The following is a 14828-nucleotide window of genomic DNA, read 5'->3' on the forward strand; positions in this document are numbered from 1 at the left end:
CGTGGACACAACCACCCTCGCACTGATCGAACTCGGCGCGGTCTTCTTCGCGCTCGGACTGCTCGGACGACTCGCTGCTCGCGTGGGGATGTCGCCGATCCCGTTCTACCTGATCGGCGGCCTGTGCTTCGGACAGGGCGGTTTCATCCAACTCGGAGACATCGGCGAGTTCTCCCATCTGGCAAGTGAGATCGGGATCGTCCTGCTCTTGTTGCTGTTGGGGCTCGAATACACCGCGGCCGAGCTCGTGACCGGTCTCAAACGCTCACGCGTAGCGGGCATCGTCGACATCGTCCTCAACGCGACTCCCGGCGCGGTGGTCGGCTTGATTCTCGGCTGGGGCGTCGTGGGGGCGACGGTCATGGCCGGCGTCACCTACATCTCGTCTTCGGGAATCATCGCCAAGGTGCTCAGCGACCTAGGGCGCCTCGGTAACCGCGAAACACCGGTCGTGCTGTCGATTCTGGTGTTCGAAGACCTGGCGATGGCGCTGTATCTGCCGATTCTGACCGCGATGCTTGCGGGCGTCAGCTTCATGGGCGGGCTCGAAGCGGTCGGGATCTCGTTGTTGGTCATCACCGTGGTTCTTGTTGTGGCCCTGCGATACGGGCGGTACGTCTCCGCGCTCCTGGACAGTCCCGACAGCGAGACGCTCCTGCTCAAGCTGCTCGGTGCCGCACTGTTGGTTGCCGGCATCAGTTCGGCGATGCAGGTGTCGGCGGCTGTGGGCGCGTTCCTCCTCGGGATCGCGATCTCGGGGTCGACGGCGCACAATGCCAGTCGCGTGCTCGAGCCCCTTCGAGATCTGTTCGCTGCAATGTTCTTCGTGGTCTTCGGTCTCAACACCGATCCCAGTTCCATTCCGCCCGTCCTCGGGTGGGCTGCGATCCTGGCCGTCGTCACCGCGATCACGAAGCTGATCACCGGCGCCTGGGCGGCCAGACGTCAGGGTGTCGCGCGAATGGGTCAAGCGCGCGCCGGTGCCGCCCTGATCGCCCGCGGTGAGTTCTCCATCATCATCGCCGGGCTGGCGGTGTCCGCGGGTGCGGTCGACGCCGAACTGGCGGCATTGGCAACGGCTTACGTGCTCCTGATGGCGGTCATCGGTCCAGTGGCGGCAAGAGTTATCGAACCGGTTGCCTCGTTGTACATCAAGGTTCGTACGAAGTCCTGATTGCGGCCCTATTCTGTCCGGATGTCGAACAGAATCGCCCGTCCCGCCGCGACAGTCCTGTGCGCGGTGATCCTCTCGTGCGGTCCGGTGCCGGCGCTCGCCGGGGGAATACCCGCGCTCGAACAAGCCGGACCTGCAGCTGCGCAGGTTGCCGCAGACCGATCGCTGCATCTCGAGGGTGCGTCGAACGCGCGTGACATCGGCGGTTACGTCACCGAGGAGGGGCGGACCGTTCGGTGGGGGAAGGTGTTTCGCTCGAATGCCCTCGACAAGCTGACGCCGTCGGATCTCGCGTCGTTGAGCGAACGCGGAGTGGAATCGGTGGACGACTTCCGCACGGTCGTCGAACGGACGCTCTCGCAGGACCGCATTCCGAACGGGGCACGAACCAACTGGTTCGACGTCATCGGAACCAACCCCGCCAACCTCCCGGCTCTGGTGGACATGCCCACGATGTACGCGTTGATGGCGACCGATCCGGGGGCGAGCCGCGCATTCCACGATGCTCTGGTGAACGTCGCGAACACCGAGGGTGCAGTCCTCTACCACTGCTCGGCGGGCAAGGACCGTACCGGCTGGATGACTGCGGTTCTTCTGACCCTCCTCGGCGTGAGCCGCGCCGACGTGAACGCCGACTACATGCTCAGCAACCAGTACCTCACCGGACCTCGCACCGGGAGTGCGTTCATCGACGGCGTCGAACAGTCGTGGCTGGACACGTCTTTCGCCACGGTGGATCGGGTGTACGGCAACTTCGACAACTACGTCCGGGACGGCCTGCAGTTGAGCGACGGGGACATCGCACAACTCCGGGACACACTCTTGGCCTGAGGCGGCAAACGAAGAAGAGCCGCTCTCCGGAAATCCGGAGAGCGGCTCTTCTTCGTATAGCTGGTGTGACTAGTCGAGGTAGTCGCGCAGAACCTGCGAACGCGACGGGTGGCGCAGCTTCGACATCGTCTTCGATTCGATCTGACGGATACGCTCACGCGTGACGCCGTAGACCTGTCCGATTTCGTCTAAAGTCCTCGGCTGGCCGTCGGTGAGGCCGAAGCGCAGGCGAACCACGCCGGCTTCGCGCTCGGACAGCGTCTCGAGTACCGACTGCAGCTGATCCTGCAGCAAAGTGAACGAGACGGCGTCGACTGCGACAACAGCTTCGGAGTCCTCGATGAAGTCACCGAGTTGGCTGTCGCCCTCGTCGCCGATGGTCTGGTCGAGAGAGATCGGCTCACGCGCGTACTGCTGGATTTCCAGCACCTTCTCCGGCGTGATGTCCATTTCCTTGGCAAGCTCTTCCGGCGTGGGCTCACGGCCCAGGTCCTGGAGCAGCTCACGCTGGATACGGCCGAGCTTGTTGATGACCTCGACCATGTGCACCGGGATGCGGATGGTGCGAGCCTGGTCGGCCATTGCACGGGTGATGGCCTGACGGATCCACCACGTGGCGTAGGTCGAGAACTTGTAACCCTTGGTGTAGTCGAACTTCTCGACTGCACGGATCAGACCGAGGTTGCCTTCCTGGATGAGGTCCAGGAACGCCATGCCGCGGCCCGTGTAGCGCTTGGCCAGCGAGACGACCAGGCGAAGGTTGGCCTCGAGGAGGTGGTTCTTGGCGCGGTTGCCGTCGCGGCAGATCCAGCTCATGTCGCGTCGCTGAGCTGCAGGCAACTTCTCGCCCTTGTCAGCAAGATCCTGCATGATCTGCACGGCGTAGAGGCCGGCCTCGATGCGCTTGGCCAGTTCGACTTCCTCTTCGGCGTTGAGGAGTGCGACCTTGCCGATCTGCTTGAGGTAAGCGCGAACCGAGTCGGCGGACGCCGTCAGTTCGGCGTCCTTGCGTGCCTGGCGGAGAGCCTCGGACTCTTCCTCGTCCCAGACGAAGTCGCCGGAAGCCTTGTCCTTCTCGGACGGCTCTGCAGCGGTCTCTTCGTCTTCGCCGACTGCTACGACCTCGACGACATCGGACTCGACCTCGGCAAGGTCGCCGTCCGTGATGTCGATGTCTTCCAACTCGACATCGCCGTCTTCGGCATCAGGATCGCCGGCCTTCTTGGGGCTGGCCTTCTTAGCTGCTGCCTTCTTGGCCGGAGCTTTCTTGGCCGGAGCCTTCTTTGCTGCTGCCTTCTTGGCGGGAGCCTTTTTCGCCGGAGCCTTCTTGGCTGCCGGAGCGGTGACGGTGGCCGCCTCCACGGCTGGAGATTGTGGCTCTGACTCTGATGGAGAATCAGCAGTCTGACGTGTATCGGTGGCTGCCACGTACGCCCTTTCGTGACGGTGTCGTGCGGCGTCACGCCAGAGTGGTGATCCGGCGGAGAGGTCAATGGTTGTTGGCCGGCGCGCAGCCGGACTTCACCATTGTAACGACTCTCAGGAAACTCTTACGTCACGGCGGGCCGTAACAGGTAGATTTTCCGCTTTTCACGTGCAGGTTTTCTCATCCGGCGACGGGGGCCGGCCTGGTCAGTCCGACCGACGCGAGCGCAGCTCCGGCGATTCCAGCGGTGTTGAGGAGGGTGGCGGGGACGACCTTCGTGCGGTTGGTCAGGTGCGGAATCCACTTCTCGTGCTTGCGGCTGATTCCGCCTCCGGCGATGAAGAGATCAGGCCACAGCAGGTTCTCGAAGGTGGTCAGAACTCGGGAGACCTCGACCGCCCACTCCTTGTAGCTCCAGTCCTTTTTTTCCTTCACCGACGACGCCGCTCGATGCTCGGCTTCCTTGCCGTCGACCTCGAGGTGGCCGAACTCGGTGTTGGGCAACAGAACTCCGTTGTGCAACACGGCAGATCCGATTCCGGTGCCGAAGGTCAAGAGGATCACGACGCCGGAGGTGTCCTTGCCCGCGCCGAACGAGTCCTCGGCAATTCCGGCGGCGTCGGCGTCGTTGAGGACGGTGACTTCGCGCCCGCCCAGGGCCTTGCCGAAGAGCGCGGCCGCGTCGGTGTCGATCCAGGACTTGTCGATGTTCGCGGCGCTGCGCGCGACGCCGCCGGTCACGACAGCGGGCAACGTGATGCCGACCGGCCCGGTCCACTTTGCTTGCTCGACGATCTCGGCCACAGTGCCCGCGATCGCATCGGGAGTGGACGGCTGCGGGGTCAGGATCTTGATGCGGTCACCGATCATTTCCCCGGTGCTCAGGTCGATCGTGCCGCCCTTGACGCCGCTGCCGCCGACGTCGATCCCGAAACCTGTGGTTGTCATCGTCCTGCGCTCCTGAGTGTCGAATTCGAGGTCACGATCTACCGTTGCAAACACTAACCCGAACAAGGACTCGGGCGCGTGCGACTCCAGGCGTTCGAGTGGTGCCCCTCGGTAGAGATGTGTTGCGATGGTCCGGTGCGCCCTTCAGAAAGAACGTTGCCCGACTTTTCCGCCGATTCTCTGGACCCCGCACAATTGCGGGCAGTTGCCGTAGCCGTCGCCGAACGCGCAGCCGAACACGTCCGCGTGCGTCGGCCCGAGGTATTCGGCCTGGTGGGTTCCGGTGCCTCCGAGGGTGGTTCGGTTGCTGCGAAGAGCACGCCGACCGATCCCGTCACGGTGGTCGATACCGAAACCGAACAGGTGATTCGCGACCTTCTGGCGCAATTGCGCCCTGCAGATTCGATCTTGGGTGAGGAAGGTGGCGGAGACACCGACGATTCCGCGGGAGTTCGATGGGTTGTCGATCCCATCGACGGCACGGTGAATTTTCTCTACGGAATCCCCGCGTTCGCCATTTCGGTGGCCGTACAGATCGACGGGATCTCAGTGGCCGGGGCTGTCGTCGACGTGTCGCTGGAAACAACGTATTCCGCGCACCGGGGCGGCGGCGCAACCATGGCCACGGCCGACGGCGTCGTCAGCGAACTGCACGCCAATGAGGTGACCGAACTGTCAATGGCTCTGTTGGCCACCGGTTTCGGCTACGGAGCGGATCGCCGAAAGGTGCAGGGCACCTTGATCGGGCAGATCCTGCCGCAGGTTCGCGACATCCGACGCATAGGTTCGGCTGCTTTGGATCTGTGCATGGTTGCCACCGGCCGGGTCGACGCTCACTTCGAGCACGGGCTGAGTCCGTGGGACTGGGCCGCGGGCTCCCTGATCGCTTCCGAAGCGGGCGCCGTGATCAACGTCCCGGCGCCCAATTCCACGTCGGCCGACGGCGATGTCGTCTATGCGGTGGCTCCGGCGATCGCCGAGCAGTTCGCGCACATGCTCAGTTCGATCGGCGCAGATCAGCCGATTCCGAGCTGAGGCCGAACCGGGTTTGTCAGCAGCGCGCCGTGCGCGCTGCTTTGAGCAGTGCGATGTCCATCGGAGCGACTTCGGCGTTTGCGGGCTGCTCGGCCAGAGCATGCAGGATCGCGGTGGCGTCGGTGTTGGGGGTCAGGGCGCCCTTGTTGTAGGTGCCGAGAGCCAGGTCGACGGTGTCGTCGCCGCGGCCGTCCTGGACCAGTTCGGCGCAGGGGGCGACCAGCCAGACGGAACTGGCGGCGGCGAGGCCGTTCGCTCCGAAGCGGATCTGACCCTGGCACTCCATGTTCTGGTCGACGTAGACGGGGTCGTTTCCGACCTGGACGTCCGGCGCGCTGGAGAAGCCGAACTCGCTCAGTTGCGCTGCCACCTGGGCGGCCTGACCGTGTTCGCCGTTGGCGTTGAACACACGAACCTTGGTGGCCGCCAGGGGAGCGGGATCAACGTCGAGCAGCTTCGAACGGTCGACGACGGTTCCCAGCGGTAGTGGCGCCGCTGCCGAGGGATCGGAGGAAGGCTGCGGGAGGTTGCAGGCGACGGTGTCACTGACTTCTGCCTCGGCGCTCAGGATGCGGACCCACAAGACACTGCCGATCAATGCGAGTACCGCGAACACGGCGATCACCGGCCACGCGCGCCGACGGCGGAACGGACGTCCCTGGTCATCGGTAGAGCTGCCTTCGGTGATCAGAGAAACCACGGTATCCCTCGACTTTCTTGACGAAACTTCTACTTCGCCATCGGGCCGAGCGGCGCCGGCATGACGTTCGGTGCCTACCTTAGAGGGCTTGTGTGACGACACAGCCGAAGCGCGGCTCGACGCGTCGAGCCGCTGGCGATCGCCCAACGGTAGTTGGGCAACTAGCGGGCAGTTTCTACCCGGATCCGGTCTGAAAATGTCGCCGAAAGGTCACAGCTTGCTCTTGCCTTGGTGGCAATTCGCAGTCATTTTTCGGAAATTTCCGATTCGGTTACTACTTTCGTGCTCACGTCGGCTACTGTCTGGCGGCCCAGGTCGTTCAACTGGGCATCGGCCGGACGCCGAAATGACAACCAAATGAGGCGCAGATCACGTTCCCGGAAGGAACTTCCGGGCACTAATTCCAGTCCTGCAGCGTTATGCAGCGACAGGGAATGATCTGGATGCCACGGCGGTTTCCATGCGCATCAAGGATCTACCGGATTCTCGGCGCACACGGGACCGGGATACACGAAGAGGATGGGGTAGACGAGATGGCAACTGACTACGACGCACCGAGGCGTACAGAGTCCGACGAGGTTTCGGAGGACTCTCTCGAGGAGCTGAAGGCGCGACGCAACGAAGCGCAGTCAGCCGTCGTCGACATCGACGAGACGGACACCGCGGAGTCCTTCGAGCTGCCGGGTGCCGACCTTTCCGGCGAGGAACTCTCGGTTCGAGTTGTTCCGAAGCAGGCAGACGAGTTCACGTGTTCGAGCTGCTTCCTGGTTCATCACCGCAGCCGCCTGGCCAGTGATGCCAACGGACAGCTCGTATGCATGGACTGCGCTGCCTGATCTCCCTTCCCGGTGGTCGACCCGTCAGCTCGCGGGTCGACCAAGGGTCGGGAAGTACTGCTTTGCTGTGACCGCGCTGGTCAGCGATCCAGCGCAGCCAGCAGATCAGCGGGACGACGTGTGCTCACCAGCCAGTACGGCGTGGGATCCTCCGGGTCGTCGAGCACGATCAACACCATTGTCTTGACCCATGGGCGATGTTGGACGAACGCCGACGGATCGAGTTGGCGCCCCATCGCCGCACTCTTTGCGGAAGCCGGCACTGCTGCCGCCCGCGAAATCAGTTCGACCGGCAGGTGGGCTCGACCCACGTGCAGTTCTTTCACCCCTGCTGTCTCCACCACCTCGACGCGCATCCGGCTGAGCCAGAATGCCGCCCAGATCGGGATGGGGAGCAGCACGACGTACGCCAGGTACGAGAGAAGCCCCGGACGGCCCATGTGGACCTCGGCCGCGAGGAGTCCGGCTACGGCCAGCCCGGCGATCCACCACCAGATCGGCACCCACAAGCGCTCGGAGAACAGCGTCGTGGACGGGGGCGTTGTGGTGGCGACGTCAGGTCGAGATGTTTCGGGCACCTGTCAAGGATAGTCCGTCGCTACGAGTAGTCTTGGCCCACGTGAGCGACCATCTCTCCATCGCCTTGAAGCGACTGGATCCAGACCTGCCCGTTCCACAGCGTGCGCATCCCGGAGATGCGGGTGTGGATCTGTGCTCCACCAGCGATGTCACCATCGAACCCGGCCACCGAACACTGGTCGGAACGGGGATCGCGATCGCTTTGCCGGTGGGCACCGTCGGGTTGATCCATCCGCGTTCCGGACTTGCCGCAAAATCGGGACTGTCGATCGTGAACGCGCCCGGAACCGTGGACGCGGGATACCGGGGCGAACTCAAGGTCTGCTTGATCAATCTCGATCCGGCCACAGCCATCGACATCCGCCGCGGTGACCGAATCGCTCAGCTCGTGGTTCAACGAGTCGAACTTCCGGTTTTCGAGGAAGTCGAGTCGCTGGACGACACGACCAGAGGAACCGGAGGCTACGGTTCCAGCGGCGGTCACGCGATACTCGATACCGATGCGCCTGGCGCGGTCGTCGGAGAGGGAGTCTGAATCATGTTCGGACGCAAGAAGAAGACAGACGTCGACGAGGAAACCACCAGCTTCTTCGGTGACGAGAACGACGAGTCGGTGGAGATCGACGAGGTCGAAGACGATCTCGACGTCGCCGGCGACGAGTTCGGTGACGAATCGGAAGGCCCTTACGACATCACGGAGATCGATTCCGACGATCCGACGGCAGGCCGTGACGGTCAGCGCCTGGATCTCGGTTCCGTTCTGGTGCCGATGCCGACCGGCGGACAGTTGCAGGTCGAGATGGCACCCAACGGTTCGCCGCAGGCCGTGCACCTGGTCACCGAACATGGCCGCATCACGGTTGCTGCATACGCCGCCCCGAAATCACCCGGTCAGTGGCGTGAGGTCGTTGCCGAACTCGCGCAGTCGCTTCGCGACGACAATTCTGCGGTGAGCGTCGAGAACGGCCCTTGGGGCCGGGAACTGGCTGCCGTGACGGCCAACATGGACCTGCGGTTCATCGGCGTCGACGGTCCGCGGTGGATGGTCCGCTGCGTGGTAGCGGGTCCGAGCGGATCCACCGCCGCGAACACCCCTTTGGTGGCAATCGCACGCGACATCCTGCGCGACACCGTCGTCAACCGAGGATCGGAGCCGCATCCGGTGCGGACACCGCTGCCCGTCGTGCTCCCGCAGGTACTCGCCGAGCAGCTGGCGGCCGCACACGAGCAGCAGTTGGCAACAGCGCAGCAGCAACAAGTCGCCGCCCAGCAGCAACAGCAGTCAGCTCCGCCCGCTCCGCCGTCACCTCCAGCGCGACCGACCCCGCCGCCGCGTAGCGGCGAATCCGGTTCTGCCATGCAGCAATTGGGTCAATAGCAGGTTTTCTTTCAGGCGCTCGCGGTGGTATCGGATTCGATCGCCGCGAGCGCTTTGATGCAGGTGGACCCGAGAACCGCGGGGTCGCGCCCGATCATGTCGAGCGTCGTCGTGGCGACTGCGCCGCGGGGGAGTGCATTCGCCCAGGCCTGCGCCACTGCCGCGGGATGAACCGGATCGTCCACCGCCGAAGCGATGCCGACCGGAATGCCCACCGCCTGTAACGCGCTCTCGCTGAGCGAGTGGTACGACGCCGCCTCGTCGAGCGCGGCCGGGAGATCGGGCCATTGAGAGCGCCAGGAGCGCTCGAGTTCGGCTCCGAGCCACGCCGGACTCGACGCGAGCATCGCTGCGATCACCGCCTCCAATCCTTCGGAGCGCAGTTGTGCTGCGGTGAACCTCGCGCTCGCTGCAGCGGGTGCGTCGTCCGCCGACCCGATCCAGGCCGGAAGCGCTGCCAACACACTCACGGTTCTATCGGGGTTCTCGGCGGCCCACTGGAGCGCCACGGCGGCCCCGATCGAGACGCCTCCGACGATGATTCGGCCGTGTGTGTCCGCGGCTCGGTCCATCGCGTCCAGATAGCCGTCCACGACACGCCGAGGGTCCGGTTCAATTGCGACGATGCGCACACCCAGAGCCGCTAGCGGCGCCCGGAATGCGCGGTCTGCGAAGTGGGCGTCAGAGCCTGTACCTGGGAGAACGACGGCAACGGTCGCCGATTCTGAGTTCTGCATCTTCTGATCTTGCCCGGTGCCCCCGAGACGCGGACTGACCGGTGTGGTTACACGCTCGTAATGGGTCTACAGTGGCGATCACACAGCCCTTCACGTGACGCGAAACCCTTGCGTCACACATGTTCGCAGGAGCGCGCAATGGCACCCGCCGCCGCAGGATATTTTCGTCGACTGACCCAGCGTCTGACCGAGGACGTCGACCAGTTGGACGCCCAGGAGATGGCCGAGTCCAACAAGGCTTCCGGAGGTCAGAAGGCCTGCGATTGTCGTCGCGGTGAAGAAGTCACGATGGTGGGCCGACTCCGCAGCGTCGACGCGTGTCCCAAGTCGGGAAATGCCAGCATCGAGGCCGAGTTCTTCGACGGCACCGAGGTGATCAATCTCGTCTGGATCGGGCGTCGCCGGATCCCGGGAATCGAGACCGGTAAGACCCTGCTGATCCGCGGTCGTGTGGGCGAGCGTGACGGTCGCAAGGCGATCTTCAACCCTTACTACGAACTGCGCGGCGAATAGGCGCGTTTCCCGCATTTACCGTGCAACTCGGTGACTGTGGCACCCTCGACAGGTGACTGAAACACAACAGCGATCGGTAATCGACCAACTCGGCGGGCTGAGTGGTCTGATCTATTCGTCTTTGCCGATTCTGATTTTTGTCCCGGTCAACAGCATCTGGAACCTCACCGCGGCAATCTGGGCCGCATTGGGCGTCGCTGTCGCTATCGCGGCCTGGCGCCTTTTCCGCAAGGATTCCCTCCAACCCGCAATTTCCGGGTTTCTCGGAGTCGGAGTTTCCGCGTTCATCGCCTATCGCACCGGCGATGCCAAAGGATATTTCCTCTTCGGTATCTACACGAGCCTCGCCTACGGTGCGGTCTTCCTGATTTCCATCCTCGTGCGCTGGCCCCTCGTCGGAATCATCTGGGGTTATCTCAACGGGCACGGCAATCTGTGGCGCAAGCACAGCTCCGCCGTCCGGCTCTACGACATCGCGACGGCGGCGTGGGCGCTGGTCTTCGGTGCACGGTATCTCGTTCAGTCACAGCTCTACGACACCGACCACACCGGATGGCTCGCAGTCGCGCGTATCGGCATGGGTTGGCCATTGACCGGTTTGGTGCTGCTCGTGACGGTCTGGGCTGTGCGGAAGGCCGATCGCATCGTCGAGCCGGAACCGGTTGTGGAGCCCGAAAGCAGCGAGCCCACCGCAACGGACGCAGGGTCCGAAGAGGTGGGCTCGGTGAATCTGACGAAGCCGCGCGAAGACCGCGATCTCAGCTGATCAGGTCCTGGTACTCGGGGTGCTTGTCGAGAAACTTCACGACGTACGGGCAGACCGGGTGAACCTCGAGGCCACGGGCGCGTAGGTCGTCCAGAGCCTGGCGGACGAGAATCGCGGCCAGCCCGAAACCTTCGAAGGCCGGGTAGATCTCGGTGTGGTTGAACGAGACGACGTCACCGGACGTGGTGTAGTCCTCGATGCCGGCGAGGTCGCCGTCTGCATGGATCTCGTACCGGCTCTGGGCTGGATTGTCGGTGACTACGGTGTTTTCGGGTGCTTGTGCCATGTGATTCCCTTTCGTCGTCAGTGTGTTCGTCGGTCAGTTCTCCAGGCGGAGTGCAACGCGCAACTGATCCTCGGCGTCGACGGCCGCGACGAACAGGAGTTCGTCTCCACCTTCGATGGGATCGTCCATCTGCGGGACGATCACACGCCCGCCCCGCAGAATGGTGACCAGTGCGCAGTCCCGCGGAAGTTCGAGTTTCTTGACGGCTTTTCCGGCAAGAGGTGTGTTGTCGGGCAACGTGATCTCGACGAGATTGGCCTGCCCCTGCCGCAGTGTCATCAGTTTGACCAGGTCACCGACGGAGACGGCTTCTTCGACGAGCGAAGCGAGCATCCGCGGTGTCGAGACGGCGACGTCGACGCCCCACGACTCGTCGAAGAGCCATTCGTTGCGGGGATCATTGACGCGGGCGACAACTCGGCGAACGCCGAACTCGGTTTTCGCGAGCAGACTGAGGACCAGGTTGGCCTTGTCGTCTCCGGTTGCGGCGATCACGACCTCGTAGGACTCCATCGACGCGTCCTCGAGGCGGCTGAGTTCGCACGCGTCCGCGTGTACCCACTTCGCCTCGGGCACCGACTCCGGTTCGATGTGATCGAGTTTGCGCTCGATCAGCATGACGTCGTGTGAGCTTCGAATCAGCTCTCGCGCAATGGAGCGGCCTACTGCGCCGGCTCCGGCGATGGCGACCTTCATCGAGAACTTCCAATCACGTTGTAGTGCAACACAGTCGCAGGCTTGTTGTGAGGGGCGGCGTTCGGATCAGTCATCTGCGGCCTCCGTCAGTCGTCACTCGGCGGCGGGTTGCCGGCCAGTGCGATCGCTTCGGCGACGGTTCCCGATACCGCGGCGATGTAGACCTGGTCGTCGGCCTGGATGACGGTCTTGCGATCGGGGAGCACGCCGGTTCCGAATCGGATGATGAAGGCGACTCTCGAACTGGTCGCGCTCTCGAGTAGTGCGATCGGCTTGCCGGCCCAATCCTCGTGCAGGGCAAGTTCGGTAATCGCAACAGTGCCCGAAGGATCGCGCCACTTCGCGGTCTGACTTTCCTTGGTCAGCGTGTGAAGGAAGCGATCCGTCGACCACGGCACGGTCGCGACGGTGGGGATGCCGAGGCGCTCGTAAACAGCGGCACGCTTGGCGTCGTAAATACGCGCGACGACGCGTTCGACGCCGAAAGTCTCGCGTGCGACTCGCGCTGCGATGATGTTGGAGTTGTCTCCCGAGGACACCGCAGCGAAGGCGTCGGCCCGCTCGATGCCCGCCCGGACCAGCACGTCACGGTCGAACCCCATTCCCAGAACCTTGGTTCCCGGGAAGTCGAGATCGAGACGCAGAAACGCACTCTGATCGCGGTCGATGACGGCGACCTCATGTCCGATCCTGGTCAGAGACGCGGCGAGGGAAGAACCCACTCGACCGCACCCCATGATGACGACATACACGCCCTACTCCGTTCATGGACCCTCATGGCGCGATTGCACGCCGAATCGAACGGTACAGCCCCTCACGGGAAGAGCAAGTACAACGGTCGCCTGCGTGCCGGGTGTCACGACAAAAGGTGAAGTTGGGGCTCTGATGACTCCGAATCGGGCGAGACGGCTTACGCTTTGCACGTGTCTAAGCTCTCGACCGCTACCAAGCGGCTCCTGCTCGGTCGGCCGTTCCGAAGCGACAAACTCGGGCACACGCTGCTACCCAAGCGAATTGCACTACCGGTCTTCGCGTCCGACGCGATGTCGTCCGTCGCGTATGCCCCCGAAGAAATCTTCCTGGTTCTCTCCGTCGCTGGTATTTCCGCGTATGCGTACACACCCTGGATCGGATTGTCCGTCGCCATCGTCATGGCTGTGGTGGTGGCGAGTTACCGCCAGAACGTCCATGCATACCCGTCCGGTGGCGGCGACTACGAGGTCGCGACGGTCAACCTCGGCCCGACCGCCGGTCTGACCGTCGGTAGTGCGCTGATGGTCGACTACGTGCTGACGGTCGCTGTGTCGATCTCGTCGGCGGCGTCGAACATCGGCTCGGCTCTGCCGTTCGTCGCGCAGCACAAGGTGTTGTTCGCGGTTGCGGCGATCGTGTTGCTGACCGCGGTCAACCTTCGCGGTATCCGTGAATCCGGTACCGCGTTCGCAATTCCGACCTACGCATTCATCGTCGGCATGTTCCTGATGCTCGGGTGGGGATTCTTCCGGATCTACGTTCTTGGTGAAGACGTGCACGCGGAATCGTCGTCGTTCACACTCAACGCCGAGGATTCGCATCTGTACGGAATTGCCTTCGCGTTCCTGATCGCGCGTGCCTTCTCCTCGGGCTGTGCTGCATTGACCGGCGTCGAGGCCATCAGTAACGGCGTACCGGCGTTCCAGAAGCCGAAATCGCGCAACGCGGCCACGACCTTGCTGCTGCTCGGGTCGATCGCCATCGTCCTGTTGATGGGCATCATCATCCTGGCTCAGAAGATCGGCATCGTCTACGCACACAATCCGCAGGAACAGCTGGTCGGTGCGCCGGAGGGTTACCACCAGAAGACCTTGATCGCGCAGATCGCCGAAGCCGTGTTCAGTGGTTTCCCGATCGGATTCTTCTTCATGGCGATCGTCACGGCACTGATCTTGGTTCTGGCCGCGAACACCGCGTTCAACGGATTCCCGGTACTCGGATCGATCCTGGCGCAGGACCGGTACCTACCGCGTCAGCTGCACACGCGCGGCGACCGACTGGCATTCAGCAACGGAATCCTCTTCCTCTCCGGTGCTGCGATCGCATTCGTCGTGGTGTTCGGCGCCGAGGTCACCAAGCTCATCCAGCTGTACATCGTCGGCGTCTTCGTCTCGTTCGTGCTCAGCCAGACGGGCATGATCAAGCACTGGACTCGGCATCTGAAGTCCGAGACCGACAAGGCACAGCGGGCCCGGATGCAGCGCTCGCGAGTGATCAATTCGATCGGTCTCGCAATGACCGCCACCGTCCTGATCATCGTTCTGATCACCAAGTTCGCTGCCGGCGCCTGGATCGCCATCGTCGCGATGGTCGCGATCTTCATCGTGATGAAGATGATCCGCAAGCACTACGACAGCGTCGCAGCCGAGCTCGAGGAGCAGGAGTGGGACGGCGTACTTCCCAGCCGCACGCACTCGATCGTGCTCGTCTCGAAGTTGCACATGCCGACGATGCGAGCTCTCGCCTACGCGCGAGCCACGCGACCGGACACCCTCGAAGCCATCACGGTCAACGTCGACGAGCCCGACACCCGTGCACTCGTGCGTGAGTGGGAGAAGAGCGACGTGACGGTTCCGCTCAAGGTGATCGAGTCGCCGTACCGCGAAATCACCAAGCCGGTTCTCGATTACGTCAAGCGTGTACGACGCGATGCTCCGCGTGATGTCGTCACCGTCTTCATTCCCGAGTACGTCGTCGGACACTGGTGGGAGCAGATCCTGCACAATCAGAGCGCGCTTCGTCTGAAGAGTCGTCTGCTCTTCCAGCCCGGCGTGATGGTGACCAGCGTTCCGTGGCAGCTGAGTTCGTCGGCAAAGGCAAAGCCGCTGGACATCGAGAAGACCGCAGGCGCCACGCGTCGCGGTTACGACACCGGCGAGAAATGATCACC

At 63.4% G+C, this 14828-nt stretch carries 17 protein-coding genes; 9 read left to right on the top strand and 8 right to left on the bottom strand.

Translation table 11 applies throughout. The features are described from left to right. Nucleotide 1: 1 nt before the first annotated feature. Both RA302_RS13415 and RA302_RS13420 read left to right on the top strand, forming a co-directional pair. On the top strand, nt 2-1174 hold the full coding sequence (locus tag RA302_RS13415) for a cation:proton antiporter (RefSeq protein WP_003943778.1): 1173 nt from the start codon (nt 2-4) through the stop codon (nt 1172-1174). A 21-nt stretch (nt 1175-1195) separates the two neighbouring features. Beyond that, nucleotides 1196-2005 carry a tyrosine-protein phosphatase gene (locus tag RA302_RS13420; RefSeq protein WP_047888402.1) on the top strand — a complete coding sequence of 270 codons (810 nt, stop codon included), beginning with the start codon at nt 1196-1198 and terminating at the stop codon, nt 2003-2005. Between the two features lie 69 nt (nt 2006-2074). Here RA302_RS13420 and RA302_RS13425 read toward each other — a convergent pair whose 3' ends face one another. Together RA302_RS13425 and RA302_RS13430 are read right to left on the bottom strand one after the other, a co-directional pair. Then, nucleotides 2075-3433: an RNA polymerase sigma factor gene (locus RA302_RS13425; protein ID WP_019748245.1), complete on the bottom strand. Its 1359-nt coding sequence runs from the start codon at nt 3431-3433 to the stop codon at nt 2075-2077. 178 nt (nt 3434-3611) lie between these two features. Then, nucleotides 3612-4379, bottom strand: a complete 768-nt coding sequence (locus tag RA302_RS13430) for an ROK family protein (protein WP_007732834.1) — start codon at nt 4377-4379, stop codon at nt 3612-3614. 156 nt (nt 4380-4535) lie between these two features. Here RA302_RS13430 and RA302_RS13435 point away from each other — a divergent pair, with 156 nt between their 5' ends. Then, nucleotides 4536-5414 (top strand): inositol monophosphatase family protein, encoded by an 879-nt coding sequence (locus RA302_RS13435; protein ID WP_021344118.1) that lies wholly within the window; start codon nt 4536-4538, stop codon nt 5412-5414. Nucleotides 5415-5430: 16 nt separating this feature from the next. Here RA302_RS13435 and cei read toward each other — a convergent pair whose 3' ends face one another. Beyond that, nucleotides 5431-6114 (bottom strand): envelope integrity protein Cei, encoded by a 684-nt coding sequence (gene cei / locus RA302_RS13440; RefSeq protein ID WP_003942618.1) that lies wholly within the window; start codon nt 6112-6114, stop codon nt 5431-5433. A gap of 533 nt (nt 6115-6647) precedes the next feature. On the opposite strand from cei, the gene RA302_RS13445 reads away from it, so the two are divergent. Then, entirely contained in the window at nt 6648-6950 is a 303-nt protein-coding gene (locus RA302_RS13445; RefSeq protein WP_003942593.1) for a DUF4193 domain-containing protein, read from the top strand. An 80-nt stretch (nt 6951-7030) separates the two neighbouring features. Here RA302_RS13445 and RA302_RS13450 read toward each other — a convergent pair whose 3' ends face one another. After that, on the bottom strand, nt 7031-7528 hold the full coding sequence (locus RA302_RS13450) for a DUF3093 domain-containing protein (protein ID WP_019748248.1): 498 nt from the start codon (nt 7526-7528) through the stop codon (nt 7031-7033). A gap of 41 nt (nt 7529-7569) precedes the next feature. Here RA302_RS13450 and dut point away from each other — a divergent pair, with 41 nt between their 5' ends. Together dut and RA302_RS13460 are read left to right on the top strand one after the other, a co-directional pair. Next, on the top strand, nt 7570-8064 hold the full coding sequence (gene dut / locus RA302_RS13455; RefSeq protein ID WP_003942635.1) for a dUTP diphosphatase: 495 nt from the start codon (nt 7570-7572) through the stop codon (nt 8062-8064). Nucleotides 8065-8067: 3 nt separating this feature from the next. Continuing rightward, nucleotides 8068-8907, top strand: a complete 840-nt coding sequence (locus RA302_RS13460) for a DUF3710 domain-containing protein (protein WP_243617226.1) — start codon at nt 8068-8070, stop codon at nt 8905-8907. Between the two features lie 11 nt (nt 8908-8918). Here the strand turns inward: RA302_RS13460 and RA302_RS13465 are convergent, their stop codons facing one another. Continuing rightward, nucleotides 8919-9644, bottom strand: a complete 726-nt coding sequence (locus RA302_RS13465; RefSeq protein WP_042951781.1) for an alpha/beta hydrolase — start codon at nt 9642-9644, stop codon at nt 8919-8921. 138 nt (nt 9645-9782) lie between these two features. Between RA302_RS13465 and RA302_RS13470 the strand changes: the two genes are divergently transcribed. Both RA302_RS13470 and RA302_RS13475 read left to right on the top strand, forming a co-directional pair. Further along, a complete protein-coding gene (locus RA302_RS13470) occupies nt 9783-10157 on the top strand; it encodes an OB-fold nucleic acid binding domain-containing protein (RefSeq protein ID WP_003942613.1) in 375 nt (124 codons plus the stop codon). Nucleotides 10158-10209: 52 nt separating this feature from the next. Continuing rightward, a complete protein-coding gene (locus tag RA302_RS13475; RefSeq protein ID WP_019748252.1) occupies nt 10210-10923 on the top strand; it encodes a DUF3159 domain-containing protein in 714 nt (237 codons plus the stop codon). Here the strand turns inward: RA302_RS13475 and RA302_RS13480 are convergent. The 3 genes from RA302_RS13480 to RA302_RS13490 all read right to left on the bottom strand — a co-directional run bounded on the left by RA302_RS13480 (nt 10916) and on the right by RA302_RS13490 (nt 12657). Next, nucleotides 10916-11209, bottom strand: a complete 294-nt coding sequence (locus tag RA302_RS13480; RefSeq protein WP_243617227.1) for a GNAT family N-acetyltransferase — start codon at nt 11207-11209, stop codon at nt 10916-10918. The two genes, RA302_RS13475 and RA302_RS13480, sit on opposite strands and share 8 nt — an antisense overlap. A gap of 33 nt (nt 11210-11242) precedes the next feature. Next, nucleotides 11243-11905 carry a TrkA family potassium uptake protein gene (locus RA302_RS13485; protein ID WP_003942632.1) on the bottom strand — a complete coding sequence of 221 codons (663 nt, stop codon included), beginning with the start codon at nt 11903-11905 and terminating at the stop codon, nt 11243-11245. A gap of 86 nt (nt 11906-11991) precedes the next feature. Continuing rightward, nucleotides 11992-12657, bottom strand: coding sequence for a TrkA family potassium uptake protein (locus RA302_RS13490; RefSeq protein ID WP_019748254.1), 666 nt, complete (start codon nt 12655-12657; stop codon nt 11992-11994). 171 nt (nt 12658-12828) lie between these two features. Here RA302_RS13490 and RA302_RS13495 point away from each other — a divergent pair, with 171 nt between their 5' ends. Next, nucleotides 12829-14823, top strand: a complete 1995-nt coding sequence (locus tag RA302_RS13495; RefSeq protein WP_007732857.1) for an APC family permease — start codon at nt 12829-12831, stop codon at nt 14821-14823. The last annotated feature ends 5 nt before the right edge of the window (nt 14824-14828 follow it).

The sequence above is a fragment of the Rhodococcus sp. DN22 genome (assembly GCF_036669995.1).
GTDB lineage: Bacteria > Actinomycetota > Actinomycetes > Mycobacteriales > Mycobacteriaceae > Rhodococcus_F > Rhodococcus_F erythropolis.